At 63.8% G+C, this 25,659-nt stretch carries 23 protein-coding genes; 12 read left to right on the plus strand and 11 right to left on the minus strand.

Annotated features, from left to right (window positions below; genetic code table 11):
• Nucleotides 1–126 precede the first annotated feature (126 nt).
• The 3 genes from F9288_RS22405 to F9288_RS17130 all read left to right on the plus strand — a co-directional run bounded on the left by F9288_RS22405 (nucleotide 127) and on the right by F9288_RS17130 (nucleotide 1,802).
• Nucleotides 127–387, plus strand: coding sequence for a LuxR C-terminal-related transcriptional regulator (locus tag F9288_RS22405; protein ID WP_368076238.1), 261 nt, complete (start codon nucleotides 127–129; stop codon nucleotides 385–387).
• Nucleotides 384–734, plus strand: coding sequence for an acyl-homoserine-lactone synthase (locus F9288_RS17125; RefSeq protein WP_174837898.1), 351 nt, complete (start codon nucleotides 384–386; stop codon nucleotides 732–734). The genes F9288_RS22405 and F9288_RS17125 overlap by 4 nt, the downstream gene beginning before the upstream one ends.
• A 483-nt stretch (nucleotides 735–1,217) precedes the next feature.
• Nucleotides 1,218–1,802, plus strand: coding sequence for a DUF4440 domain-containing protein (locus F9288_RS17130; RefSeq protein ID WP_174837899.1), 585 nt, complete (start codon nucleotides 1,218–1,220; stop codon nucleotides 1,800–1,802).
• A gap of 220 nt (nucleotides 1,803–2,022) precedes the next feature.
• Here the strand turns inward: F9288_RS17130 and F9288_RS17135 are convergent, their stop codons facing one another.
• The 3 genes from F9288_RS17135 to msrB all read right to left on the minus strand — a co-directional run bounded on the left by F9288_RS17135 (nucleotide 2,023) and on the right by msrB (nucleotide 4,464).
• The gene (locus tag F9288_RS17135) at nucleotides 2,023–2,868 is read right to left on the minus strand and encodes an Asp/Glu racemase (RefSeq protein ID WP_302675301.1); all 846 of its coding nucleotides are present in this window, start codon (nucleotides 2,866–2,868) and stop codon (nucleotides 2,023–2,025) included.
• The gene (locus F9288_RS17140) at nucleotides 2,819–3,841 is read right to left on the minus strand and encodes a carbon-nitrogen hydrolase family protein (protein ID WP_174837900.1); all 1,023 of its coding nucleotides are present in this window, start codon (nucleotides 3,839–3,841) and stop codon (nucleotides 2,819–2,821) included. Before F9288_RS17140 ends, F9288_RS17135 begins: the two co-directional genes overlap by 50 nt.
• A gap of 116 nt (nucleotides 3,842–3,957) precedes the next feature.
• Nucleotides 3,958–4,464, minus strand: a complete 507-nt coding sequence (gene msrB / locus F9288_RS17145; RefSeq protein ID WP_174837901.1) for a peptide-methionine (R)-S-oxide reductase MsrB — start codon at nucleotides 4,462–4,464, stop codon at nucleotides 3,958–3,960.
• 129 nt (nucleotides 4,465–4,593) lie between these two features.
• Here msrB and msrA point away from each other — a divergent pair, with 129 nt between their 5' ends.
• The 3 genes from msrA (at nucleotide 4,594) to F9288_RS17160 (ending at nucleotide 8,685) form a co-directional block, all read left to right on the plus strand.
• The gene (msrA, locus tag F9288_RS17150; RefSeq protein ID WP_254620925.1) at nucleotides 4,594–5,235 is read left to right on the plus strand and encodes a peptide-methionine (S)-S-oxide reductase MsrA; all 642 of its coding nucleotides are present in this window, start codon (nucleotides 4,594–4,596) and stop codon (nucleotides 5,233–5,235) included.
• A gap of 453 nt (nucleotides 5,236–5,688) precedes the next feature.
• Nucleotides 5,689–7,101 carry a serine hydrolase gene (locus F9288_RS17155; RefSeq protein WP_174837903.1) on the plus strand — a complete coding sequence of 471 codons (1,413 nt, stop codon included), beginning with the start codon at nucleotides 5,689–5,691 and terminating at the stop codon, nucleotides 7,099–7,101.
• 270 nt (nucleotides 7,102–7,371) lie between these two features.
• Entirely contained in the window at nucleotides 7,372–8,685 is a 1,314-nt protein-coding gene (locus F9288_RS17160) for a helix-turn-helix domain-containing protein (protein ID WP_174837904.1), read from the plus strand.
• A gap of 115 nt (nucleotides 8,686–8,800) precedes the next feature.
• On the opposite strand, the gene F9288_RS17165 is transcribed toward F9288_RS17160, so the two are convergent.
• The 3 genes from F9288_RS17165 to F9288_RS17175 form a co-directional block, all read right to left on the minus strand.
• Nucleotides 8,801–11,242 (minus strand): TonB-dependent receptor, encoded by a 2,442-nt coding sequence (locus tag F9288_RS17165; protein WP_174837905.1) that lies wholly within the window; start codon nucleotides 11,240–11,242, stop codon nucleotides 8,801–8,803.
• A 349-nt stretch (nucleotides 11,243–11,591) separates the two neighbouring features.
• Nucleotides 11,592–12,392, minus strand: coding sequence for a hypothetical protein (locus F9288_RS17170; protein ID WP_174837906.1), 801 nt, complete (start codon nucleotides 12,390–12,392; stop codon nucleotides 11,592–11,594).
• Nucleotides 12,393–12,558: 166 nt separating this feature from the next.
• Nucleotides 12,559–12,984 carry a DUF6152 family protein gene (locus tag F9288_RS17175; RefSeq protein ID WP_174837907.1) on the minus strand — a complete coding sequence of 142 codons (426 nt, stop codon included), beginning with the start codon at nucleotides 12,982–12,984 and terminating at the stop codon, nucleotides 12,559–12,561.
• Between the two features lie 542 nt (nucleotides 12,985–13,526).
• Between F9288_RS17175 and F9288_RS17180 the strand changes: the two genes are divergently transcribed.
• From F9288_RS17180 to F9288_RS17195, 4 genes are read left to right on the plus strand one after another with little or no spacing between them, the layout of a single operon-like run.
• The gene (locus F9288_RS17180; RefSeq protein ID WP_174837908.1) at nucleotides 13,527–15,140 is read left to right on the plus strand and encodes an AMP-binding protein; all 1,614 of its coding nucleotides are present in this window, start codon (nucleotides 13,527–13,529) and stop codon (nucleotides 15,138–15,140) included.
• The gene (locus F9288_RS17185) at nucleotides 15,140–16,309 is read left to right on the plus strand and encodes a thiolase family protein (protein WP_174837909.1); all 1,170 of its coding nucleotides are present in this window, start codon (nucleotides 15,140–15,142) and stop codon (nucleotides 16,307–16,309) included. The genes F9288_RS17180 and F9288_RS17185 overlap by 1 nt, the downstream gene beginning before the upstream one ends.
• Nucleotides 16,306–17,517 carry an SDR family NAD(P)-dependent oxidoreductase gene (locus F9288_RS17190; RefSeq protein ID WP_174837910.1) on the plus strand — a complete coding sequence of 404 codons (1,212 nt, stop codon included), beginning with the start codon at nucleotides 16,306–16,308 and terminating at the stop codon, nucleotides 17,515–17,517. Before F9288_RS17185 ends, F9288_RS17190 begins: the two co-directional genes overlap by 4 nt.
• The gene (locus tag F9288_RS17195) at nucleotides 17,514–18,308 is read left to right on the plus strand and encodes a cyclase family protein (protein WP_174837911.1); all 795 of its coding nucleotides are present in this window, start codon (nucleotides 17,514–17,516) and stop codon (nucleotides 18,306–18,308) included. The genes F9288_RS17190 and F9288_RS17195 overlap by 4 nt, the downstream gene beginning before the upstream one ends.
• A gap of 72 nt (nucleotides 18,309–18,380) precedes the next feature.
• Here F9288_RS17195 and F9288_RS17200 read toward each other — a convergent pair whose 3' ends face one another.
• Complete coding sequence (locus F9288_RS17200) at nucleotides 18,381–18,836, minus strand: MarR family winged helix-turn-helix transcriptional regulator (protein ID WP_174837912.1); 456 nt, start codon at nucleotides 18,834–18,836, stop codon at nucleotides 18,381–18,383.
• A 3-nt stretch (nucleotides 18,837–18,839) separates the two neighbouring features.
• On the minus strand, nucleotides 18,840–19,325 hold the full coding sequence (locus F9288_RS17205; RefSeq protein ID WP_174837913.1) for a MarR family winged helix-turn-helix transcriptional regulator: 486 nt from the start codon (nucleotides 19,323–19,325) through the stop codon (nucleotides 18,840–18,842).
• Nucleotides 19,326–19,746: 421 nt separating this feature from the next.
• Here F9288_RS17205 and F9288_RS17210 point away from each other — a divergent pair, with 421 nt between their 5' ends.
• The gene (locus F9288_RS17210) at nucleotides 19,747–20,238 is read left to right on the plus strand and encodes a thioesterase family protein (protein WP_174837914.1); all 492 of its coding nucleotides are present in this window, start codon (nucleotides 19,747–19,749) and stop codon (nucleotides 20,236–20,238) included.
• Nucleotides 20,239–20,292: 54 nt separating this feature from the next.
• Here F9288_RS17210 and F9288_RS17215 read toward each other — a convergent pair whose 3' ends face one another.
• The 3 genes from F9288_RS17215 to F9288_RS17225 form a co-directional block, all read right to left on the minus strand.
• A complete protein-coding gene (locus F9288_RS17215; protein WP_174837915.1) occupies nucleotides 20,293–21,207 on the minus strand; it encodes a fumarylacetoacetate hydrolase family protein in 915 nt (304 codons plus the stop codon).
• A gap of 23 nt (nucleotides 21,208–21,230) precedes the next feature.
• Nucleotides 21,231–22,361 (minus strand): cupin domain-containing protein, encoded by a 1,131-nt coding sequence (locus F9288_RS17220; protein ID WP_174837916.1) that lies wholly within the window; start codon nucleotides 22,359–22,361, stop codon nucleotides 21,231–21,233.
• Between the two features lie 131 nt (nucleotides 22,362–22,492).
• Nucleotides 22,493–23,794 carry a hypothetical protein gene (locus F9288_RS17225; protein ID WP_174837917.1) on the minus strand — a complete coding sequence of 434 codons (1,302 nt, stop codon included), beginning with the start codon at nucleotides 23,792–23,794 and terminating at the stop codon, nucleotides 22,493–22,495.
• A gap of 407 nt (nucleotides 23,795–24,201) precedes the next feature.
• Between F9288_RS17225 and F9288_RS17230 the strand changes: the two genes are divergently transcribed.
• Nucleotides 24,202–25,524 (plus strand): DUF4185 domain-containing protein, encoded by a 1,323-nt coding sequence (locus F9288_RS17230; RefSeq protein WP_174837918.1) that lies wholly within the window; start codon nucleotides 24,202–24,204, stop codon nucleotides 25,522–25,524.
• Nucleotides 25,525–25,659 lie beyond the last annotated feature (135 nt).

The following is a 25,659-nucleotide window of genomic DNA, read 5'->3' on the forward strand; positions in this document are numbered from 1 at the left end:
CGCAATTTCTTCGTCGGACAGCTTGTCGGCCTGTTCGGGTTCGAGGCAGCGCGCCAGATCGCCTCGGGCAAGCTTGGGGCGATCCCGCCGCCGCCGATCCTCGGCCCGCGGCAGCTCGAATGCACCCTGCTCGCGGGACGCGGCCTCAAGGACCTCGCCATCGCGGGCGAACTCGGCCTGAGCTACAAGACCGTCACCCACTATCTCGCCGACGCGCGCAAACGCTACCGCGTCCCCAATCGCGAACAACTCATCATCCGCGCCGTGGTCGATGGCGCGCTTCACCCAGCTCGACACCGGTCTATGAGGAAATATTCCCGTATCGAGCGAATCCCGCCCGCCTGCTCCCTTCGGATGCACACGCATCCAGCAGGAGAGGGAGCATGATCCGTATCATCAACGGCCGCGACTACCGGACGCACGCACGCGCGCTCGCATCGATGTTCGAGGACCGCAAATTACTGTTCGTCGACCTGCTCGGGTGGGACGTGCCGGTCGTCGAGGATCGCTACGAGATCGACGCCTACGACAACCCCGCGGCGACCTATATCGCGGATGGTTTCCATCAAGGCTCGATGCGGCTGTTGCCCTCGTCGCAGCCGCACCTTCTCGACACCTTGTTCGCCGACCTCCGCGCCCACGGCGTTCCGCGTGGGGACGACATATTCGAGATCACGCGGCTGTGCCTGCCGACCCGCGCGTCTATGAAGGGGCGTTCAACCGGGATGCGCTGACTTGCGTGCGCGACAGGCTCGGCGCCCCCGGCAGGCGGCTGCTAACGCACTGGCAATTCGGCGCCGTGCCGTTCGGCGCCCATGTTCCGGAAGCGGTCGGGGGCCGCGAAGCCGTCATCGTCAATCATCCCACGCGCGGGATAACCGGCCCCATTGGGACGGTCGCGCGCAGCATTTTCGCGACGCCCCGGACCACTACGACGCGATCCATTTCCACTACGACGATCTCGAGGACGCGAGCTGGGAACCGACTTCAATTGGCGCATCCCGGCCGATCTGCCGAGCGGCGTCTATGCCGCCCGGCTCAGGCCTTCCCGTCGCTCGCCAGAGCGAGCCGCAGATCACGCCATCCTGTAATTCTGTTCCCTCGTCATCAAGGCCCAAATGATCAATCCGCCTGGCCGGGACCGCATGGAAAGCGGCCTAAGATGAAATAGCACAACTGCTGTTCACCCAGCTATCATCGCCGGTCTTATCGATTTCATGATCGGCGTAGCGGCTATGATAACATCTCTCTCAGGATCAATCCGGCGCGCCCTGCCCGGCGATGATCCCGCCCTCCGCGCGGATGCAGGCCCGCAGGCCGGCTACACCCGCTCCACGCTTCTTCGGATGATGATGATGGGAGGACTGGCGGCAGCCGGCGCGACAATGTCGGCGGCGCGCTCGTTCGCCGCCCGCCCCGCCGTGGCGCCTGTCGTCGATCTCGATATGCTGTACGACGCCTGGCAGAAGCGGTTCAATGACGCGGACATCGAGGCGATGGTCGATCTTTACATGCCGCGCGTCAGCTACATCAATCCGGACGGCAAGCTGCTCATCGGCAAGGCGGGCGTCCGCGCGGACTTCGAAGGCATGTTCGCGCTCAAGCCCCGGATCGATATCCATGACCGGAAGCATATCGTCTATGGAGATATCTCGCTGACCACCAATCATTGGACGCTTAAATTGGGGAAATCCGTCGACGGGAAATATGAACTGGCCGGTGGCGGCATCGAGGTCGTTCAAAAGCAACCGGATGGCGGATGGCGATTCATCATCGATGACGCCTCGCGCTCGGCATCATGACGAAGCGTCCGGTATCGCGAGCATCTGATCGCGATCCCGGTCCATCGGGACGAATATGACGACAATATCGGCCGCCCGCCCCGAAAACGCGGCGGCAGCCGATCCTTTCGGCAAAATGCCTGGCCGCGCCGCGAACACCCTGGCCCGGTCGCGGTATCAAAGTCCGATTGGAATAAACGCCCGCCATGCCCGAATGCATCGGATCACATCGGCCAGCTAATCAATAGCGACCGCTCAGCAGCGCGCCGGCGTCCGGAACCCGGCGTTCCAGCCCCAGACGGTCGAGCATCTGGTGCGTCGTGCAGACCGCCGCCGAAACCACCGGAATGCCGATGCTGTCCTCAAGGCGCTGGATGACCGGCAGGGAAGGCATCTGGACGCACGCCGAGGCGACGAAGACATCGATCCCGGTTCGATCCACCGATTTATAAATCTCGAGCAGACGCTGCGGATCGTGGCGGCCGACCTCCAGATTGTCCGGTATCTCGAGCGCCGTGAAATCGCGCACCGTTATGCCCTCGTTCTCGATGTAATCGACGACGAGCCGGGTCAGGGGCTTCATATATGGGCAAATGACCGAGACGGTCCTGGCTCCCATGCGCTTCAGCCCGTCGACGAGCGCGCCCGCGCTGGTTACGACGGGAGCGGGAGCACCGTTGTCGACCGTCCGCGCGTGCAGCCGCTTCTCGGACTCGCGATGATATCCCGGCCCCATGCTCATGATGGCCACCAGACATGCATATCCCAGCACATCGACCCGTGCGTCGGAAAGCTCGACAGCGCAGCGATCGCTATCGCGATCCATCGCCTCCAATTCCTCCTTCACCACTTTTTTCATGCGCATCCGGCTGGAGTGAAAGGTGAAGCGATCGGGCAATACGGCTTCCCGCGCGCGCAGCATCGCGGGAATCTCGGTTTCCATGGTCGTGTTCGAAGAAGGGACAATCTGTCCGATGCGATAAGTACGCGCGCTCATTGATATCTCCGGTCGAATATTCGCGGCGGAAGAAACAGGGTCAGGATCGTGAAGGGTCGCGGGCGGGCCCGCCCATGTCCGCATCGTCATCCACCGCCGGATCGGTTTCGATCCGGACCGGCTGGAGCGGCCGCGCGTTGACGCGCAGGTCGAAGACATCGAAGCGATTATAGTGGCCGATGATATCGTGCATCTGCTTGGGCTGGATGCAGCGGGCCAGGTCGATCTCCGCATAGACGATGCCTTCATCGTCGATCAGGGGCGCGCCGACCGTCCGGCCGTCCGGTCCGACAATGCCCGAAAACGCGCTGTTGCGGCGCTCGAGGCGCGCGCGCGCGTCGGGCACGAGCGTTTCCATCGCGCGGATGATTTCGTCCGACACGGTGGAGCAGGATACGATCGTGAACAGCTTGCCTTCAAAGCAATGCGCCGCGGCGCGCACCCTGATCGCGTCGGCCATATCATAGTCCGGGGGCGCGACGGGGAGCGCGATATAGCTCGCCACATGCACCAGCTCGCCCTGCGCGAGAAGCGCGAAGCGCGCCAGCGTGTTGGTGTTTTCGCCGCATGCCAGACCGCCAAGCGGCCCGAGCGGCGTGTCATAGACCTTCAGCGTGGATCCGTCGCCCTGCGCCCAGGTCATCTTCTCGGCCCAGGTCGGCACCAGCTTGCGGTGCTTGCCCAATATCTGTCCGTCAGGCCCGATGAACACGAGCGTATTGTAGAGCGTGCCGAACGACACCGGGCTGCGCTCGTTCACCCCGATCACGACATGCACCCCCGCTTCCCTCGCGGCGGCGCACACCACATCGATTTCGGGGCCGGGCACGAGGATGGAGGCGCGGATCAATTTCTCGAACCACGGGCTGGCGGCGATGGGGTCGGTGATCCAGCTCCAATAGGGATAGCCGGCCACGAACACTTCGGGGAACGCCACCAGCCCGGCGCCATTCCCCGCCGCCTCGCGAATGAGCGACGCCGCCTTGTCGACGGTGGCAACGGGATCGAGGAAGGCCGGAGCCGCCTGCACGGCCGCGGCCTTGAAACGAGGCATGGTCAGCATTTCGGGCGATCCTCCAGACCCGTTCTCCTTGCCCCAGATCCACCGGACCTGACAAGATATTTTAGGCATATAATAAATTGGCACGAGAGAGCCGCGCTCGATCCGGCGAAAGGCGGTCAGGCGGGATGAAAGGTCAGCGCAACGCCGTTCATGCAATATCGCAAGCCGGTCGGCCTGGGTCCGTCGTGGAACACATGCCCCAGATGCCCACCGCATCGCCCGCAATGCACCTCGGTCCGCTCTTCCGGGAGACTCTTGTCCGCGCGCTCCGCTATCGCCCCCGGCAGATGGTCATAGAAGCTCGGCCATCCGGTACCGCTGTCGAATTTCGTCGCGGAGGCGAAAAGCGGCAGATCGCAGCCCGCGCAGGAAAACACGCCCTTGCGATGCTCCTTGTTGAGCGGACTGGAAAAGGGCGCCTCCGTCGCCGCCCGCCGCAACACCGCGTAAGCCCTGGGGCTGAGGCGTTTCCGCCATTCCGCGTCGGACAGTTCCCAGCCCTTCGACGATAGCGCATTCGCGGGGATCGGCGATATCAGCGAGGCAAGGCATATCCCGCCAAGCCAGTTCAGGCCCGATATCGCGAAATTGCGCCGGTTGAGCCAATCACGATTGAGGAGCATTTTCGAATCTCTTCCGAATAAGCTTCGGCCGCGGCTCGGGCGGGTGTAAACAATCGTCCACCCGAAAGTCTCGTGAAACGCAGGCATTATAGGAGATTCGAGATGCCTCGTAAAATGATTCCTTGGCATTTGCTGGCGAGTTTCATGCTTCTGTCCCCGGTCGGCACGGCCGTCTCCGCTTCCGGCGGTGCCGTCGCCGTTCCCGCCGCGCTGCACCGCGAGCCGGTTTCCACCGATCGCGAGACCGCGATTTTCGCCGGAGGGTGCTTCTGGGGGGTTCAGGGGGTGTTCTCGCATGTCCGGGGCGTCCTGTCGGCGACATCCGGCTATGCCGGCGGCAAAGCCGCAACGGCCCGCTATGAAACCGTCTCGACGGGCACCACGGGACATGCGGAGTCGGTTCGGGTCGTGTTCAATCCGCGCCTGGTCAATTATGCCGATCTGCTGCGAATCTACTTTTCCGTCGTGGCGGACCCGACGGAGGTGAATCGCCAGGGGCCGGACAGAGGCCCGCAATATCGCACCGCGCTGTTCCCGCTCACCCCGGCCCAGGCGTCGGTCGCGCGCGACTATATCGCACAGCTCAGCGCGGCGCATGTCTTTGCCCGGCCCATCGCGACGAAGCTCGAAACGCAGCACGGCTTTTTCGCGGCCGAAGCCTATCATCAGGATTTCATGGCGAAAAACCCGGATTTCCCTTATATTGTCATCAATGACCGGCCGAAGGTCGATGCCTTGCGGCGCCTGTTTCCCCATGATTGGAAAGCCTGATGCCGCGCGCGACCCGGCGTCCGCCGGGATGATGAGCGGCAAGCTCACGCGATAGGATCGTCACCCGTATTTTCCGGGATATCGACGTCCGGCTCCCTCGATCTCAGGTGTCGGCGCCGAGCGATCGGCGCGGGCCGGCGCCGGCCGCTTCCTTTGCTCAGCGAAGGCTTGCGGCGATCACGGCAACCAAGCACATATTGTTGCCTTTTCAAAACAATCCATCTTTATATAGATCACTCGTTGCAATTTATCTCCATGCGATGCTAGGTTTTCGGGAAGGAGGATCGAGATTCACCGCCTCCGTGAGCAATGATTACGGGAGGGGATCGTGATGGCGCGCATGACGCAGGAGCAATCCGGACGCCCCGCGCCCATGTGCGACACGGCCGCCATGCCGAACGCAACCGCCCGCCTTCCGCCTCCGCCGGAGGGGCGACCCGCGAGGGGGTTCGCATGATGCCGGCTCTCGGAAAGGCCGGCATGCTGGCCGCCCTCGTCGCCGGCGCCATCCCCGCGACGGTCATGGCCGATCCGGTCGACGATTATGTTCAGGCGGAGATGACACGGCATCATGTGCCGGGGCTGGCGCTCGCGATCATGCGGCACGGGCAACTCGTGCGCGCCCAGGGCTATGGCTACGCCAATATCGAGCATAGCGTCCCCGTCCATCCCGATACCTTGTTCAAGAGCGGCGCGATCGGCATGCAATTCACCGCCGTTGCGGCGATGCTGCTCGTCGAGGACGGCAAGCTCGGTCTCGACACCTCCATCCGCGCCTATCTGCCGCAAGCGCCCCGAAGCTGGGCGCCGATCACGATCCGCAACCTGCTCAATCATACGTCGGGCCTGCCGGCCACGCCCAATGGGGAATTCCGCACCGACTATACCGACGACCAGTTGCTTGCGATCATCTACAAGCAGGATCTGAACTTCCCGGCGGGCGCGCGCTGGCGGTTCAGCTACAGCGACTATATCGTGCTGGGCTTCATCATCCGGCGGGTCAGCGGCGATTTCTACGCGGACCTGCTTCGCAAGCGGGTGTTCGATCCGCTCGGCATGCGCACCGCGCGGGCGATCGACGAACGCGCCATCATCCCCAATCGGGCGGCCGGCTACGAGCTGAGCGGCACGACGCTGCGCAACGCCGACTGGGTCTCGCCCACCGCCAACTCGACCGCCGATGGCTCGCTGTACCTGTCGGTGCTCGATTATGCGCGCTGGGAGGCGGGCATCGTCGGCCAGCGGCTTCTCAAGCCCGAGAGCTGGGCCTTGATCCGCCAACCCGCGACGCTGCCGGACGCCCGGACCTATCCCTATGGTTTCGGCTGGTTCCTGGGAACGAACGCGGGACGGGAGATGTGGTGGCATTCGGGAAGCTGGCAGGGCTTCAAGACCTTCGTCGTGCGCTACCTCGGCGATGACCTGACGGTCGCCATCTTCGAGAATGACGACGGCGGCGATCCGGACGCCATGGCGCGCCATATCGCCGGCCTGGTTGTCCCGGAGCTTGCCGCCGGTCCGGCGACCCCGGTCGCGGGGGCGAATCCGGGCGACACGGATCGCATCCGCGCCCTTCTGCTGAACATCGCGGCGGGCCGCGCGCCCTATGCCGATTTCGCCTTTGTATCGAAACAGGATTTCACCGACATGATGGCGGACTATCGCGCGCAGCTTTCACCGCTCGGCCCACCGCGAGAAATCGCGTTGTTCGGCCAAAGCGAGATCGGCACCGATCAGGTGCGACGCTTCCGCGCCCGCTATGATGATGCCGTCGTCGAGATCAGGATCGGCTACACGCCCACCGGCAAGATCGGAAGCCTGGACGTAAGCCCCGTCGAGGCGTGGACGGCGCCGGCCGTGAACTGAGCGCGAGGTCGCTGGTCGCTGGCGTGCGGATGCAAGTCATACTTCTCGATCTTCCACCCATCCCGCTGGCCATGGGAAAAATCCGGCGGCGGCGCTTACCTTTGGAGGATTATCGGCGCCTGCCCCCGCCCGCCATGCGCAGCAGCTCCCCCGTGCGGGACATCTTTGTTCGTGTTACGTAACATTATGACGAGCGTTACAGAAACCGACCCAGCTTCCGGGGCGCCGTCCGGCGGAGCCGAAAATTCCGGTGGAAGCACTATCCGGATTTTGACGTCCGAAGCGGAGATCGTCCGGGCGGCGCTTGGTTCGAAGCGTTCCGACAAGCTCCTGCGCCTCTTCGAATATCTGCTGGCGCGCACCATCGAGGGGCAATCCCCCTCCGAGATGGACATCGCCGATGAAGTGTTTTCGAGCGGCCGGACGCTCGACGTTTCGCAAGACGCGACCGTGCGGGTCTATATCCATCGACTGCGCAAGACGCTCGACCAGATCTATGCCGACCGACCACCGCCAAGGTTGCAAATTCCGAAGGGCGAGTATCGGATCGTCGTCAATGACGACCAGCCGATATCCCCGGACGCTCCTGAAGCCGAGCCTGACTCTCCCGCGCCCAGGTCTTATCGCCCCCGAGCGCTGATATGGGCGGCTCTTGCATTACTGGTGATGGCCAATCTGGCCGCGTGGTGGCTCATTCGGCCTTTCGCGCCGGAAGGCACGATGCAGACGGTCGCCGGAACGCGCCTCTGGCGCTCGATCGCGCACGACTCGCGTCCGATCGTCATCGTTCTGGGCGATTATTATACGTTCGCGGACTCATCGGGATCGCCGAACGCTCCGGCGGCGGCACCGCGCTTCATCCTGGACCCCGCGATCAACTCGAGACAGGATCTCGACATCTTTCTCATGCGCGCTCCGGGCGAGGTAGGCCGGTACACCGACCGCGATCTCCGCTTCGTTCCATCCAGCACCGTATTCGCCCTGGGCGGATTGTTCGAAACGGTGCGGAGCCTGCGTGGCGGCTCCGGCGGCGCGCGCGCAAGCGTCTTGCCCGTGGCACAGCTTACCCCGGAAATCCTGAAGTCGTCGGACGTGATCTACGTCGGGCTGTTGAGCGGCCTGGGGCCCTTGTTGCGGAATCCCGTGTTTCAGGCATCCGGCTTCAAGGTCGGCAAGACATATGACGAACTGATCGACCGCGCCACGAACCGCCACTATATGTCAGACGGCGTGGTCATGTCGGACGAGCATATACCGCGTCGGGATTTCGGCTATATCGCCAGCATCCCCGGCCCCTCGGGCAATCGCATCGTCGTCATCGCGGGCACGCGCGATTCGGGCCTGCTGCAGATGGCCGAGGTCGCGAGCGACCCCGCGAAGCTTAGGGAGCTCAACCTGCCCGCTCCGATCAGCCTGACCGGCTTCGAAGCTCTCTATCAGGTCCGCACCATGGGCAACCTCAACCTGAGCGGCCGGCTTCTCATCGAACGGCCGGTTCGCTGGCACGGGATCTGGGATACGACCAAGGCCAGCCAGCGCTTCCCCGGCGACGAGTATGAAGGCGCCGGTAACGCGCAGCATTGAGCTGGCGCCCGGGTTTCCACGAACCCGGCAATGGCGCTGTTCCGCCAAACAAGAAAAATCCGGGGGCCATCAAGACCCCCGGACATGGAAACCGGACGATCGGTAGTTGCCGTCCTCAGTGGCGATAGGTCACGGTCAGCCCGATGGTCCGCGGGCGGAACGTCGTCGAGCGGAACACCTGCGATTGCACGGTATCGTGGCCGAGGCTGAGCACGGGCTCCGAATTGGTCACGTTATTAGCGAATATGCTCACATCAACTCCGGAAAGCCGCATGCCCGCACGCAGGTTCAGAAGCGAGGTCGCAGGCGCTCGCGGCAAGTTCGGATCGACCAGCGGCGATGTCAGATCGAGCGGCCGATTGTCGTGGCTGGTATAGCTGAAATCCGACCGGAGATAATATTCCCGCGTATCCACGCTGAAATCATATTCCCCCTCGAGATGGACCGACCAGGGCGGCACGCCGAGCGGCTCTCCCTTGTCGTAGCCGTTAGGCTGGGATTCGGAATATCGCGCATTCGTATAGGATACCGACGCGCCAACCGTGAGGCCCCGGATCGGCTTCACCGATATCGCGGCATCGAAGCCATCGATCTTGGCCTTTCCGAGATTGAAGGTGGTGGGCAGTGTGCAGATCGGCAGGAAGAGGGTCGACTGGATATTGTTCCAGTCGATATGGTACGCCGAGATATCCGTGGTGACCCGCCCGCCGAACAGGCGGTTCTTGGTGCCGATCTCATAGCTCCAGAGCGAATCCGGCTTGATCGCGCGTGGCTGCAACGGATCGAAGCCCAGATTCGCGCCGTCCGCCGCGCATCCATTGCCGACAGGGGGAGCGACCAGCCCCGCGCGCGCTCCCTTGGCGATGTTCGCATAGAAGAGATTGTTGGTATCGGCTTGATAGGCCAGGCCAAATTTGGGCGTGACCTGGTTGCTCTTCGGTTTCGCATGAGCGACCAGAGAGCCGTCGGTGCCGTAAATCGGGCCGGCATAGAAGCTGTCATAGGTCAGATCGGCGGAAGTGTAGCGCACCCCGGCGGTGAGCTTGAGGCGCGGAAGAAGCTTGAAGTCGCCCTGGGCGAAAACCGATTTCTGCACGTCCTTGTAATGGGTTTGCACGAAATTGCTGTATTTCCCCTGGTACAAGGGGAAGCCGAGCACGTCCGTGACAGAGGCGGCCGGCGGCTCGCCGGCCAGTCCCAGGCCGAAATTGAGATTGTCGAGCAGGTCCGGATCGGCCCCGCCATATTCGTCATTGGTCTTTCCGCTCGTGAAAAAGCCGCCCACGACCCAGGTGAACCGGCCGTTCGCATTGAGGCTCTGCAGGCGGATTTCCTGCGTGAAGGTGTTCTGCGAGGTTTTGTTGTCGGTATAGGCGAGATAGTTATTCAACGCGGCCGGGACGTTATAGTTATAGCCGCTGAACGTCGCCAGGCTGAGCGTGCTGTCGTCCGATACCGTCGTTGTTTTCCGCGTGAAATAGGAGGTATTGGAGATCAGCGACACACCGCCGAAATCAAACGACATCTTCAATGCCGGCAGAAAAAACCTGTCCCAATGGGTTTGCGGAAGTCGCGATATGCTGGTCTTGAGATCGCTGCCGTGGGAAGTCGCCAGCTCGTACAGATCGGCGTCGCCGTAGCTGGTCTCCTGATAATAGAGCGACGGTTCGATGGTGACGGTATCGGTCGGCTTCCAGCCCAGCGCGATGCGCGCATTGGTGCTGTCCTGATCGTTGATGTCACGCTTGATCAACTGCTTGGTGACGCGATCGAGCCGGTCGATATAGCCTCCGTCGTGCCGATGCCAGACGCTGATACGGATACCGAGCTTGTCTTCGACGATCGGCACACCCGCGGCGACGCCCGCTTCGTAGCTGGCCGCGCCATGATCGGTCGTGCTGACCTCCGACCGGCCATAAATGCTCACGTCCCTGTAGCTGGGCTCCGGCGTGATGAAGCGGATCGCGCCGCCCATCGAACCGGTCCCGAACAAGGTCCCCTGCGGCCCGCGCAGCACCTCGACACGATCAAGATCGAAGATCTGGGGATAGGGATTCGTCAGGCTGGGGCTGCCGCCATTGCGCGTCTGCACAGGTGTGTCGTCGATATAGACACCGGTCGTCGGCACGCCGCTGACCGTCGTGACGCCGCGAATGGCGATATTCGTCTGGCCGGTGCCATAGGCTAGCGCGCTCTGCCCGAAGGTAACGCTCGGCGTCAGCTTCGCGAGATCGGCGAAGGATTTCACGCCGCGGTCATCGAGCGCCTTCTGATCCGTCGCCACGATGCTGAGCGGAACCTTGCTCAACGTTTCCGCATGTCGCGTCGCGGTGACGACAATCTCTCCTGTCGGGCGCTCGTCGCTCGCCTCCGGCGCCGGCGCGCCGGATGATCCGGCGGCGGCCGACGCAGCCGTCGCGGCGACCTGAGCGTGGGCGGCACAACTCAGCAAAGCGATCGTGCTCACTGCGGCAGTGATCGCCACACGCCGGGCGTTAATCGCCTTATATCCACCTTTCACCATCTCGAACTCCCCAAAATTACCCGGCCATATCACTAGTCATAACAAGCATGATCGTCGGCTTTCGCCGATCTATGTCGCCCATCATGCCACAACGTTACTGTCGGCCGCTTTTCAAAAACGCCGTTACAAATTATCAAAATTTGACCTGCTCTTTTCAGCAGCGAATCGTGGCTGACGGATCACATATTCTCAGCCCACTCTTCCTGCCGAAACTAACGGAGCAATGCAAGATATTTTAAACCTATAATATAACCTCAGCCCAAAGCGTTGCATAACGGCGTTACAAGCCGCCCAAACCGTTACCGGCAGATACCCGACGCCAGTCTCGTCATTACAAACCGAAAGCCCAGCCGCGCGAAAGCGATCGGACCCCGCATCCTGATTATTTTTTGTCGTCGGGCTTCTTGTCGTCCGCCTTCTGGTCCGTTTTCATCGTGACGGTGCCGTCCTTGTTGAAGTTGAGCAGGGGATCTTCGCGATTGCAGTAATATTCCATGATCCTGTAATGATCGTTGCGCTTGTACCCGAAAGTGAAGCGATACGGCGCGAGCAGCATCTTGGGGTCGTCGATTTCGATCGCGTCCTCGAGATAGCCAGGCTTGGGAGATCGGATCCGTTCCTTGATCGTCATCTCATCACTGTGAGGAATCTCGAAAAACTGGACATCCTCCTTCACGCCCTTGGTCGTGACCACGAGCGTGTCGCCCTCCCAATGACCCGTGGAGAAACCATAATAGGACGGGGCATTGTCATCGGGCTTGGGCATCGGAACATTCAGATAGATACGGCGCGTCTGGGTGAGAAATTCAGCCAGGACCGTGACCTGTCCGGGGGTCTGGAGGATCTGGAGCGGAAAGATCGCGCCCATGATCATCGGCATGCCCTCGGGCAGGCATTGCGTACTTGGATCGACCAACGGGGTGCCCGCCTTCAGCTTCGCGTCACGCTCCGCCCGCTTCGCCTTCCATTGCGACGCATAAGGCTCCCGCAGCTTGGGGCCGCCGCCCGGCACCGGCAGTTCCTTGAACGTATTGGCGTCACCCGCGAAAGGGTCCGGATAAATCTCGTAGACACCCATGATGTTCGGCACCTTGGCTCGCACCGCCGTCTTGGCGTTCGAAGCGGGCGCCACGACCGTCGCCAGAGCGACGGCCATGCCGACGTAGATTTTCGTGCTGGTCATTAATAACCTCCTGAGCGGTCTCGGAGATCGCGCCCCGACGGCCTGCCCGATGCCGGGCACGCGTCGAGGATTGCCCGCCTGTCAGGCGAACATGCGATTGTTGATGCTTTCGGCGCCTCGTCCATCATCGCGCGGCATGTCTCCGCACTGCGCAGGACGCCGACGATTACCATGCCTTTAGGGTCTTCCCATTAGAGAGAGTGACCGTTTTGAGCATGCCGCCGGGCTTGCCGCTGCGCAGCGGGTAGAAGTCGACCGTCACCTTGTCGCCGACCTTGATCGTGTTGAATTTCCAGCCCGACTGGCTCATCATGTTGGTGCTGCTGCATTCGAGCGTATAGCTCGTGGTGCCGCTCCCATCCTTGCCCTCGACGACGACGTAGGTGTGCGGGTTCGTCCAGTTGAACTGTTTCACCGTCACGCCGTCCAGATGCGATATCTTCGTTTGATCGAACATTGCGAACGAGTGGTGCGCCGCGGCCGGGGAAACCGCCCCCGCCAAACTGAAAAACGCCACCAACGCCCACTTCCCGAACACTCTCATCATCCAACTCCAATTCCATACCGTCTTCATGGCCGGCGCGGCGGCCACGGCCCCCTTCCCCGTCCCGAACCTCGCCGCCCTCCGCGCAGCAGCATGCGCGCGTGCGCGGCACAGCCGATCGTCACACCCTCCAGCGGCGGTGCGCGATATCGACCATCGCGAGAGCGTCGAGACGTCCCAGGAGCCGTCCAGATTGCGCATGAACTTTAGCAGCGGGCGGGGTGTTACGACGGGGCATTACAGTTGCGAAACCGTTACGGATGTAAATAAAATACTTGTTTTATAGATAATTAAAAGAAATCCAGCGTTGCCCTGCCGCTCCAGCCTGATCGGGAAATACCTGCTCGCCACGGACGCCAATGCCCTTGCGCTGGCCCGCTGGCATGGCCTGACCGGCTCGTTACCCCACGCCCCGCCCCCAGATCGCTTGACATATGAATATATGTATCTGCATGTCGGGAGCGACGATCGGCCGGAGATTCGAGGCCGGGGGCAACTAGCCCGGTCAGGCCATGCCGGAGCGCTGGCGGTCTCGATCGCATGACGCAGGCTATCAATAACATCACGCAAGTAAGATCAGGTGAGGGATTGTGCGCACCGAAACAGTCTATTCCCGGTTCGCGGAGACCGCCGGCCATTCTCCGGGGCACGCATTCCTGAATGTTCTTCCCGAGACCGCCGGCATCTATCAGATCGATGCGGGCGAGATCCCCTATCGCGTCATGCTCGATCGCGTCGAGAACTGGCGACATCGCCTGCGTGAAGCGGGTTTCGGCGTCGGGCACCGGGTCGGGCTGCTGCTTCAGAACCGGCCGATATATTTTGAGATCTGGTTCGCCCTCAATAGTCTGGGCGCCTCCGTCGTGCCGATCAATCCGGACCTTCGGCTCAGCGAACTCGAATATATCATCGGCCATTCCGGGATGGACGCGGCGTTCGTCCTTCCGGACAGGCGCGATGAGCTGCTGCGCGCGGCCCATAATGCCGGCCAGGCCATGCAGGCGATCGTGCCGGGCGAGCGGATCGAGGCGCCCGCCTCACCGGCGAAAGCCGACGCCGTTCCCGATAGCGCGACCGAGGCCGCGTTGCTCTATACCTCCGGCACCACCGGGAATCCCAAGGGGTGTGTGCTCTCGAACGAATATTTCCTGCATTCGGGCAACTGGTATCGCGACGTCGGCGGAGCGGTGCAATTGCAGCCGGGGAGCGAGCGGATGCTGACCCCCCTGCCCGTATTCCATATGAACGCTATGGCCGTATCCGTCCTCGCGATGATTACGGTGGGGGGATGCCTGACGATCCTCGACCGCTTCCATCCGGGCACCTGGTGGGATTCGGTTCGTCGCAGCGAGGCGACCTGCCTCCACTATCTCGGGGTCATGCCGTCCATGTTGATGAAGGCGCCCCCAAGCGACGAGGATCGGAACCATCGGGTGCGCTTCGGCTTCGGCGCGGGCGTGGCGACCGAGTTGCACGAGCCGTTCGAGGCACGATTCGGCTTTCCGCTGATCGAGGCATGGGCGATGACCGAGACGGGGAGCGGCGGTGTGATCTGCGCCAGTCACGAGCCGCGCAAGGTCGGAACCAGCTGTTTCGGGCGACCGGGCCCCGACGTGGAGATCAGGATCGTCGACGATGCGGGCCGGGATGTCGCCCCGACGAACCCCGGCGAGTTGCTGGTCCGGCGGAGCGGCCCCGATCCGCGCTACGGCTTCTTCAGGGAGTATCTGAAGAACGAGGCCGCCACGGCGGAGGCATGGGACGGCGGGTGGTTTCATACCGGTGACATCGTCCGCCAGGACGCGGACGGCGATCTTCATTTCGTGGATCGCAAGAAGAACGTCATCCGCCGTTCCGGTGAAAATATCGCCGCGGTCGAGGTGGAGACGATCCTCGCCAGGCATCCGCTGATCCGACAGGTCGCGGTGGCGGCGACGCCTGACCCGCTGCGCGGCGACGAGGTCGCGGCGCTGATCGTGGCCAGCGGTGACAAGCAGGATCAGGAGGCGGCCGAGCAGATCATGCGGTGGGCGCTCGATCAGATGGCCTATTACAAGGCGCCGGGCTGGATCGCCTTCGTCGACGCGCTTCCCCTGACGGCGACGGCGAAGATCCTGCGTGCCGCGCTGAAGACGCAGGTCGCGGAGATGATGGGCCGGGGCGAGTTCTTCGACCTGCGCGCCTGGAAGAAGCGCCACCTCTGATGCGGAATGCGCTCGCCTATGACGAGGTCGCGATATGCGCCCCGGTGACGGTGCCCTATACGCGCTACTCGTCCGAAACGACACATTGGTGGGCGGGCAAGGCGATGCGCGCGCTCGCGGACGCGACCGGGCTTGGGCCGGCCGATTTCGATGGCTTCTGCTTCGCCAGTTTCTCATCCGCCCCGGACACGGCGGTCGGCATGATCCAGCATCTCGGACTGTCGCCGCGCTGGCTGGATCATATCCCGACCGGCGGGGCCAGCGGCGTGATGGCCTTGCGGCGCGCCGGTCGCGCCGTACAGTGCGGCGATGCCGAGATCGTCGCCTGTGTCGCGGCGGACACCAACCAGCCAGACAGCCACCGGCGATTGCTGGCGGCCTTTTCGCGTTTCTCGCAGGACGCGGTCTATCCTTATGGTTTCGGCGGCCCCAATGCGACATTCGCGCTCATCACCGAGCAATATATGCGAACCTACGGCGTCACGCGGGCCGATTTCGGCAAGCTGTGCGTCGCCCAGCGACACAATGCGCTCAGCAATCCCCTGGCGTTGCAGCGCGCGCCGCTGACGCTCGACGACTATCTTTGCGCGCGGGCGATCTGCGATCCCGTCCATCTCTACGACTGCGTCATGCCGTGCGCGGGCGCGGAGGCCTATATCGTGACGACGCCGGAGATCGCGCGCGACCTCGGGCTTCCCTCGGCGCGGATCATGGCCGCGATAGAGCGCCACAATGCCTATCCCGATGACGAGGCGCAGCTTCGCGGCGGCTGGGCGATGGATGTCGACCGCCTCTGGTCGGGCGCCGGCATCGCGCCGTCGGATGTCGACGCGCTGCAAGTGTATGACGATTATCCGGTGATCGTGGCGATGCAGATGGAGGACCTCGGCTTCTGCCCGAAAGGGCGCGTCGCGGATTTCATCCGCGGCACGACGTTCACGATCGAGGGCGATCTTCCCCTGAACACCAACGGCGGGCAGCTGTCGGCAGGGCAGGCCGGGGCGGCGGGTGGCTTCCAGAATATGACCGAAGGCTTGCGCCAGATTCTCGGCGTGCCGCTCGGCGCCCAGGTTCCGGATGCGCGCATCGCGATGGTTTCGGGCTTCGGCCTGGTCAACTACGATCGCGGGGTATGTTCCGCGGCGGCGCTTCTGGAGTCCTGTCGATGACATTGCCGCCTCGCCGGGAACATCGCGATCCTGTCGCCAGGCGGCGCGAACGCCATGTCCCCCCCACCATCCGCAGCCGCGCCATGGATGCCATGTCCGCGCGCGCCGCCACGGGGCGCTTCGTCCTCCAGAGATGCGCGGACTGCCGGCAGGTGACCTATCCGCCGCGCGACACCTGCCCGCGTTGCTGGGGCACGCTCGTCTGGGAGGATCAGCCGCGCGGCGCGACGATCGTTTCGCAAACCACCATCCGGGTTTCCGCCGACCTTTATTTCCGCGACCATCTGCCCTGGCGGATGGGCAAGATCCGCCTCGACGCCGGCCCGGTGGCGCTGGCGCATTTTCACCACGCGCTCGCGATCGGCGACCGGGCGGATGTGCATCTGGTTCTGGACCGGGCCGGTAACGCCGCCCTCTTCGCTGTTCCTCCCGGGAGTCCGTCGAACATGGCCGATCCGCAATGGCGCGAATTCGTCCCCCCGATCGAAGGCCGGTCCGTTCTCGTGAGCGACGCACGAAGCGCGATCGGGCTTGCGGTCGTGCATGCGCTCAGGAAGGCCGGCGCGGGGATGATCGTCGCCGGCGTGCCGCAGCCCGCGCGGGCCGGGGGACCCGAGGCCGGTCTGGATACGATCGATGACGTGCGGACCGTCCCGCTCGACCTGACCGATGGCCGATCGGTCACCCGATGTCTGGCGAATATCGGGGGGCCGCTCGATATCGTCGTCAACACCGCCCGCTTCGTGCGGGCCTGCGGCGTCTCCACCGGCAACCTCGTCGATCAGAAGCGCGCGCTCGATGTCGGCATGCTTGGCCTGCTTCGTCTCGCCCAGGCTTCGGCGCCGCTGCTGAAGACCCGCCCGTCCGGCGCGTTCGTCGACATCCTTTCCATTTCCGCGCTGGCGGGTGACGCCGGGTTTGCCGGCTTCGCCGCCGGCGAGGCGGCCCGCCTCTCGCTTCTGCAAAGCTTCCGGCGCGAAATGCGTCCTGCCGGCGTGCGGGTGATCAATCTCTTCGTCGGTCCGACCGACGATGAGGACCACCAATCGGTGCCGCTTCCCAAGCTTGCGCCCGCCCGCGTCGCGAGCGGGCTGATCGAGGCCCTCGAAAGGGGGCTGGAGGAGCTTTGCGTCGGCGATGCCGCGCATGAGGCAATGCAGCGCTGGCTCGCCGATCCGGCCCTGTATGTACGGGAGACGAACGCTTGAAGACCGCCGGCCAGACATTGCCCGACCTGCTCGCGGGCATCGCCTCGAACGAAATCGCGGTGGTCGATCTGACCCACACGCTGTCTCCGGATTTCCCCGTCATCGTCCTGCCGGCGGAATTCGGCCAGTGCGAGCCGTTTCGCATGGAAACCGTATCGAAATATGACGGAAACGGGCCTGCCTGGTATTGGAACAACATATCCATGAACGAACATACGGGCACGCATTTCGATGCGCCGGCGCATTGGATCACGGGCAAGGATGTCCCCAACGGAACCGTCGATACCGTCCCGGCGAGCGATTTCATTCACCCGGCGGTGGTGATCGACATCAGCGCGCAGAGCCAGGCCGATGAAGATCATATCGTGACCCGCGCCTTCCTGGAGGATTGGGAAAGACGCCATGCGCCGATCCCGCCGCGCCACTGGGTTCTGCTGCGCACGGATTGGCACAAGCGGGTCGGCACCGAGGCGTATCTCAACCTCAGGAGCGATGGCGCGCACTCTCCGGGGCCGGACGCCGAGGCGATGCGGTTTCTCGTGCATGAGCGGGATTGCATCGGCCTTGGCGTCGAAACCGTCGGCACCGACGCGGGTCAGGCGGCTTATTTCGACGAACCCTTGCCGGCCCACACCATCTTGCACGGCAACGGTCGCTTCGGGCTTCAGTGCCTGACCAATCTCGATCGATTGCCCATATTCGGCGCGGTGATCATCGCGACGCCCCTGAAGATCGAGGGGGGATCGGGAAGCCCGCTCCGCGTGATCGCCCTCGCGCCGACCGGCCATTGACGGACGGAGCAAGCCCTGAAGGCACGGGCCTCGACCAGTCGCCCGGAATCGCGGCCGGCGCCGCGACCGAGATCACCGGATATTGTCAATCATCCGCGCCAGCACGCGGCGGCAGACCTGGAGATCCGCCGGGGCGACATCCCGCATGATCCTCGCATAATGGTCTTCCATCAGGGGCCAGCAGGCGCGCAGCACCTCACGGCCCTTCTCCGTCAACACGATCTCGCGACGCCGCATATCCTTTTCGGATATCCGCCGTTCGACCAGGCCCGCCGTCACCATCGCGTCGATCGCGCGGCTGGCTGTCGACTGCTCGGCGAAAGCCAGCGCGGCGATCTCATTGACGGTCCGCCCATCCTGGATGTGCAACAGCGACAAGGTCCGCAGCGTGACGACATTGACGCCGTTGACCGCCAGTTGCTTGTTCTGCACGGCCTGCCCCAGGCTCGCGAGCCGGTTGACGAGATAGGGCAGGTAATCCTCCAGCGCGTCCTGTGTGGAAGGGGGGCGACCCGCGCGCTTCGCCATAATCTATCTTCCGCCCGGAAGAATGCCGTTCAGTCGATCCAGCGCGTGCAGAACGGCATCGAGTTCGCGCGTCGGGATGGACTTGAAGCAGGCTTCCAGCTCCGCCTGGTGAACGATGCAGGCCTGATCGAAAACGGTCTTGCCCGCGCTGGTCAGATCGACAACGAAAGAGCGCCGGTCGGTGCTCGACATTTCACGGGTTATCAGCCCATCCGCGACAAGGCGCCGGACAAGCCCCGACACGTTGCCGCCCGTGACCTTCAGCCGCTGGGACAATTGCCCGAGGGTCATCCCTCCGGGGCACCGGTCGAGCTGGGCGAGTACGTCGAATTTCGCGATCGACAAGCCACAGGCTGACGACAGGGCACGATTGAGCCGGGTGAAGATCTCCCCGTGCAGGGACAGCATGGACAGCCAGACGCGGAGTTCCCGCCTGCGCGACCGCGACGACCTTCCGAGCAAGGGATGTCGCGTGGGTTCGTCTGCCATCGGCTCTCTCTCGCAATGCCATCCGGCTTCGGGTGTCGAGCTTCGCCAGCTATGGCGGCGGCTGCCGGGCGTCAAGCGAGCAGCGGATGCCGGCGCCCGGCCTGAAGCATATCCCCGATCCGGTTGAACGACCCGGCGACCGCACGCGGCGGGATCACGCGACTGACCGAATGGTTGCGATATGAGCCGCGCGCTCACCCTTCTCACGCCATTGAATGCGAGAAGATCAGTGATTTAGCGATCTGGGCTATTGCGGCTTCCCCCGATGTATTTTATGCATAAACTATATATGGGAATGGGGCGGCGCGCCCAGCATGTCCGGGGAGAGTCCCCGCGATCCGGGATTCCCGGTCGATCGGCAGGCGAAGCCGCCGATCTCGCTGACCGAACTCAAATCCTCTCTATCCGAGACCTGATCGCCATGCCGTTCACGACCCATGCCCAGGTGCGCTTCGCCCACGTCGATCCAGCAGGCATTGTCTTTTATCCCCGCTATTTCGAGATGCTCAACGGCGCCGTCGAAGACTGGTTCGCGGACCATCTCGGCACCGATTTCAAGACCTTGCACCTCGATCATCATCTTGGGATTCCGACGGTCAAGCTCGACGTCCGGTTCATCGCGCCGAGTGAACTCGGCGACCGTCTGACGATCACCATCAAGCCTCGCGCGGTGGGCCGCAGCAGTTGCACGCTCGAAATCGTGTTCAGCGGCGGCGAGCGCGACAGGCTGCGCGCCATTGTGGTGCTGGTGTGCATGGACCTCGGGAGTCAGCGCGCCACCGCCTGGCCCCGCGAAATCGCGGAGCGGATCAGGCATGAACTGGAGGCGCCGGATGCCGGCGATGACCATGATCCCGGCGCGGCAAAACCAGACTCCTGCGGGCCAGGCGATGGCCGTCGCTCGACAAGCTGACTGATCGAGGCGAGGGTGTGCGGCGCGATCACGCGATCACGCCGCGCCCTCGTGTCAGGCCGCCGAGACCACGGGATGCCGCAGCACGCCGATCCCGTCGATCCCGGCCACGATCGTGTCGCCGGGCCAGAGCCATTCCTGTGGATTCCGCCCCGCGCCGACACCCGCCGGGGTGCCGGTCGCGATGATGTCCCCCGGCTCGAGCGTGATGCCCTTGCTGATGTCGGCAATCAGTTCGTCCACCTTGAACAGCATATAGGCGGTATTGCTGCGTTGCTTTTCCACGCCATTGACGGTCAGCCAGAGGTCGAGCGTCTGCGGGTCCGGTATCTCGTCGGCGGTGACAATGACGGGCCCCATCGGGGCGAAGCTGTCCTGCCCCTTCGAATAGATCCACTGGCCCGCCCGGCGGCAGTCGCGCGCGCTCATATCGATCAGCACGGTGTAGCCGAAGACATGGGACAGCGCGCTGTCACGGCTGACACCCTTCGCCTTCGTGCCGATGACGGCGGCCAGTTCGACTTCCCAGTCGAGCTGTTGCGTGATGGCCCGGTCGTGGAGGATCGGCGCATCCGGCCCGATCACGCTCGTCGGCGGCTTGGAAAAGATGACGGGCTGTCGCGGCAGGTCGGGCGAGGTGTCGAGCGATTGCGCGCTTTCGGCGACATGCTCGGTATAGTTGAGCCCGATGCCGAAGATATTCTTCCGGGGACGCGGAATCGGCGCGAGGAGCGTGACATTCGCGAGCGGCAACGCGCTGCCGACGGGCCACCGCCCATCGGCCTGCCGAAGCAGCCCGTCGAGCGCGCGAAGGGCTGTCGGGCCAAGATCTATGAAGTCCAGCATGCGCCGCGGAAGCGCGACATCGAAGTGTTCCCCGAAATATTCGACGTCCACGACGAGATCGCCCGCGAGCACGCCAAGACGACCCTCTGCCTCGATCGAGGCACGGTAGGTAACGAGACGCATCCTTATCCTTTCAGCGGAAAAATCTAAAGCGGCAGAACAGGCTGATGACCGTCGCCGTCGGCAAGCGCTTCGCAGCGATACAAGCCCAGCGCGCGCATGACCGGCAGGTCATGGAAAGAGAAAAGGCAGGCGTCGTCGCTGGACGAGCCGTTGACATGCTCGTGCCACATCCATGACGGCACCACGAAGATATCGCGCTCCTTCCAGTCGAAGCGCCGGCCGCCGATGATCGAAGACCCAAATCCCTTGGCGCATTGATAGACAAAGGAGCCAGTTTCGCGATGCGCCTTCGTATGCTCGCCGGGACGGAGCAGTTGCATCGAGGCGCCCATCGTCAGCATCGGCGATCCGCCGGTGGCGGGATTGATATACTCCATGTGAATGCCGTCGAACGGGGAGCCGTCCGAAACCTTGCTATACTTGACGAGCGCCTCGTAGGTCGGTGCCCATTCATATTTCAGCAGCGGCGAATAGCGCTTCGACCATGTCTCGCCCGCCGGTTTCAGCGCCGCGGCGCCCCAGGCGGCCACCGAATCGTCCACCGGAAAGCCCACGGCCTGCCGCAGATCGGGATGGACCTCGTAGAAATTGGCGTCGAGCGCGTTCATCAAGGGAATGTCGAGGCCGTCCTGCCAGGTGCATATCGTGCCGTCCTCGGCGACCCCATGCTCGTGCCATGTCCCGTTGGGGGTGAGGACGAAGTCGTTTCGGCCAAGGGTCATCTTGTGGCCGTCGACATTGGTGAAGGCGCCCTGGCCCTCCATGATGAAGCGCAGCGCCGACGCCGAATGCCGGTGGCTGGACGCAACTTCTCCCGGCCCCATCACCTGGATGCCGGAATATAGCCAGCCGACCGCGGCGGTCACGTCGCGCCGGCCAGGATTGGCGAGATAGACGACCCGCCGCCCCGCCTGCTCCGGGGTGACAAGCTCAAGCGCCCGCATCACGTAATCGCGAAGGTGATCGTAGCGCCAGATCATCGGAACCGATTCCGACACGGGTTGCCACGGCTCGATCTTGTTCGCCACCGTCCAGAGCGCGCCCGCGCCCTGCGCCTCCAGCTCCCGATAGAAATCGACGAGCTCCGCCGTGTCCGCGACATTGGCGCGGCCCACCATATCTTCGCGATACTGGTCGTAAATCCCGGTCGCCATGACGCGTCCCTCCAAATTTATTATATGCATAAAATAAATCACCGGAGCGGTCGATGCAAGCGTCGGGGCAAAATTCCGTCCCGATGCCGGCGGGTCGCCGCGATGGCTACCCCGCCTCTGCCTCGAAGCCGTCAGCCCGGCGGCTTTCCTTCCAACGAGCGGTCATCCCACATCATCGCGGTATGGAGCGGACGCAAGGCGACTTGCCTGGTGTCCAGAACGGCGCCGCCCATCGCCCGCACCTCGTACAACGCCTCGAACGACGGGCCGGCGCTCGCGACGAGACGGTCCATCACGGCGCGATCCTTGACGAGGGTGGCCATCCGCTGCACCCCCAGATCGCCAAGGCCGGCGATCAGGACGACATGATGACCCGACGGGCCGGCAAAGCTCGCGATATAGCCATAGTCGAGCCGGGACGGCTCGTCCCTGCCCGCACCCACGTCGAGCGCGTAGCCCGTCCCGGTCGAAACGTCGCGCAGCGTGCGTGCGTCCGGCTCCAGCCGGAAGCCCGAGGCACGGGCGAGCGGCGGCGCCAGAAGGCCCAGATTCGCGAGCTGGCCGACATAGACGATATCATCCGCCTCCAGATCCTGCGTCGTCAGCCGCGATGACGAGCGCAGTTGCGGCTCTTCGGGCGAGCCGGGATGCAGATCGCGGACGATCGGGATGATCGTCCACGCGGCCATCGCGGTACCGATCGGCGCGTAATGCAGATCGAGATCATAATAACGGAGGAACGCGGTCGGATGCGTCCTCAGATAGGCGCCCAGGGCATCGCGCGACTGGATCGCCGGGTCGAGGACGAGGCGCCTGATGTCCCGCTGATTGTCCGTCTCGGCCAGGACATATGCGTCGCCGACCACGATGAGCGGCGGCGGGTCCCCTCGCATGGGGCGCCATAATGCCCCCGAATCCGTGGCCGAGGCAGGCGGCGGCTGCGCAGCCGACCGCGCCAGCAGAAACCATGCCGCGCCGTTCAGCAGCAGGATCGCCGCGAACACGCCCAGCCAAAGCCCGACCGCGCGCACGCGCGGGGTGGGCCTCCACGCCCAGCCCGTTTCAGGTTCGGGGGCATCGTCGAGCGGGATGAGCACCAGCCGATATTCGCCCTTGAGGATTTCGAGGCGCGGCCCCGCCCGGCCGGCATAGAAATCATCGAGCCGCTTTCGCAGGCGGTGCATATAGACGCGAACCGCCGAGTCCTGGAGCGCATCGCGCGCGCCGTCCTTGCCGAAGATCGCGAGCGCGACCTCGACTTCCTTCGGCGCCCGCTCATCGCCGGACCTGGCGACAAGGAAATCGAACAGTCGCAGGAAGACGGCGGAACGGCCGGTCGCCAACACCTCCCTGAAGCGCGCGGCCTCCGCCGCAAAGCGCGCTGAGGGGTCGGCGGCGTCGGCGGCGTTGGGATGGTCGGTCGAATTGCGCACGGCCGCTTACCCTCGCCCGCGCGCGACGTCATGTGCGGGCAATGTTTCCGGCGCGAAATCCGGTGCGCCTCCGGGTCGGGGCGCGCCGCCGATATCGAATGTCGGCGCTGCCGCCCCGGCGCCGGGGGAAGCGCGCTCGCCGCCAACGCGGCGGTGCATCGGTGCAGATTCTCTCAAAGGCCAAACACCCTAATTCACCTCGCCATCGTTTCATAAACGCAAATATACGGTTGACCTAGCCCTATTGTTTCAATAACGATCCATTCCCGGCGGGAGGTATGCCCACGCAAGTGGAAAGGCCCGATCCCGCCCGAGGTTCATGGCCTTTGATCCGCGCGGCAGGTTCATCGCGAATGCTTCGTGGATCGGCGCGGCCCCCTCCCCTTCCCGATGAAGTGAGAGCCTCCATGCATACGCGCCGCGATTTCATGACGGGCACATTGGCACTCGGCGCAAGCGGCTTGCAATGGGCTGGCGCCGCGCCGCTCCTCGCCGCCCCGCCGGCCCGCGGTGAATCCGTGCGCGGCATGGTTCGACGCGATGAGACCATCCTGAGACTGGGCGGCATCGGCGACGGTTATCAGCTCACCTGGGGCAAGGACGGCCGGCAATATGTCGTCGTCAACGATGGTCCGGGCTGGCTCGCCAGCCCGACCGCTTTCTATAACAGCCGATTGTGGACGGTCAGCGGTTCGCCGCACGAGGCCGCCTTCCACGATGTCGCCGCCTATCCCGTTCTCGACAGCTCGACCCGCCCCGACGACGCCCCCCAATATTATGGTCACGGCATTCTGTCGGTCGGTGGCCGGATCTACCAGTTCCTGAACACGCTCGACCGCAGCGAGACGCGCCCGCGCCATTGGACGGGATCGAAGCTCATCTACTCGGACGACGGCGGGCTGACCTGGCGGAACCAGGACGGTAGCCAGCCGGTCCGATGGGAGGACTGGGCCGATCAGTCGCGGGCTCGTTTCGCCTTCTTCGACGAGCCGGGCGGTTGTTTCGCCTTGATCTCGATCCTGCAGATGGGTCGCGACTACAGCGCCAATCGCGACGGCTATATCTACGTTTACGGCCTCAATGGCAGTGTCGACGGACGGATGAACGAGGTCGTGATGTTCCGCGCCGCGATCGACGGCATCCTCGATCGGCGGCGATATGAGTATTTCGGCGGCTGGGACGGGCGCGATCCCAAATGGGTCGCGGACATCGATGCGCGGGCGGTGGTGCATCGCTTCCCGCACGGCTGGGTGAACCGCACCAACCTTTTCCCCGGCGATCTGGTCGTCGAATCCTGGCTGCCGAGCGTCGTCTACAACGAGCCGCTCGATCTCTACATGATGGTGAGCGCGGGCATCGGCTGCGGGCCGGACGGCACCGAATTCGGCAAGGCGAGCTATTTCGGCTGCTGGGTCGCGGAGCGTCCTTGGGGGCCGTGGACGCAGGTCCATGAGGAGCCGGCATGGACGCCGGGTGGCGACCGCGCCGCGCGCGCCTACGCGCCACAGATCGCGCCCGGATGGATAGCGCCCGACGGCAAGTCGTTCTGGATGGTATGGGCGGACCTCGCGGGCATGCTCACCTTCGCGCGCGACGAGCCGAAGCTGACCGCGGCATTGGCGAAAGCCAAAAGCCCGGCGGAGCACAGCATGATCCAGGCCGGCTTTCTCGGGAGATATATGCCGCGCTATGCCTTCAACGCGCAGCGTGTCGATCTCGTCCTGCGCTAGGCCGAACGCATGGCTCCGACGCGCCACCATCCATGATCCGTCAGGACTGGCCGCAATTATTAATTTTGGGGCCAGATGCGCAATACCGCGCAGCCGTGGAGCGGTCAAAGTACGGCGTCAGGACAAGTGATCCAA

Origin of the sequence: Sphingomonas sp. CL5.1, assembly GCF_013344685.1 — a bacterium.
Classification (GTDB): domain Bacteria; phylum Pseudomonadota; class Alphaproteobacteria; order Sphingomonadales; family Sphingomonadaceae; genus Sphingomonas.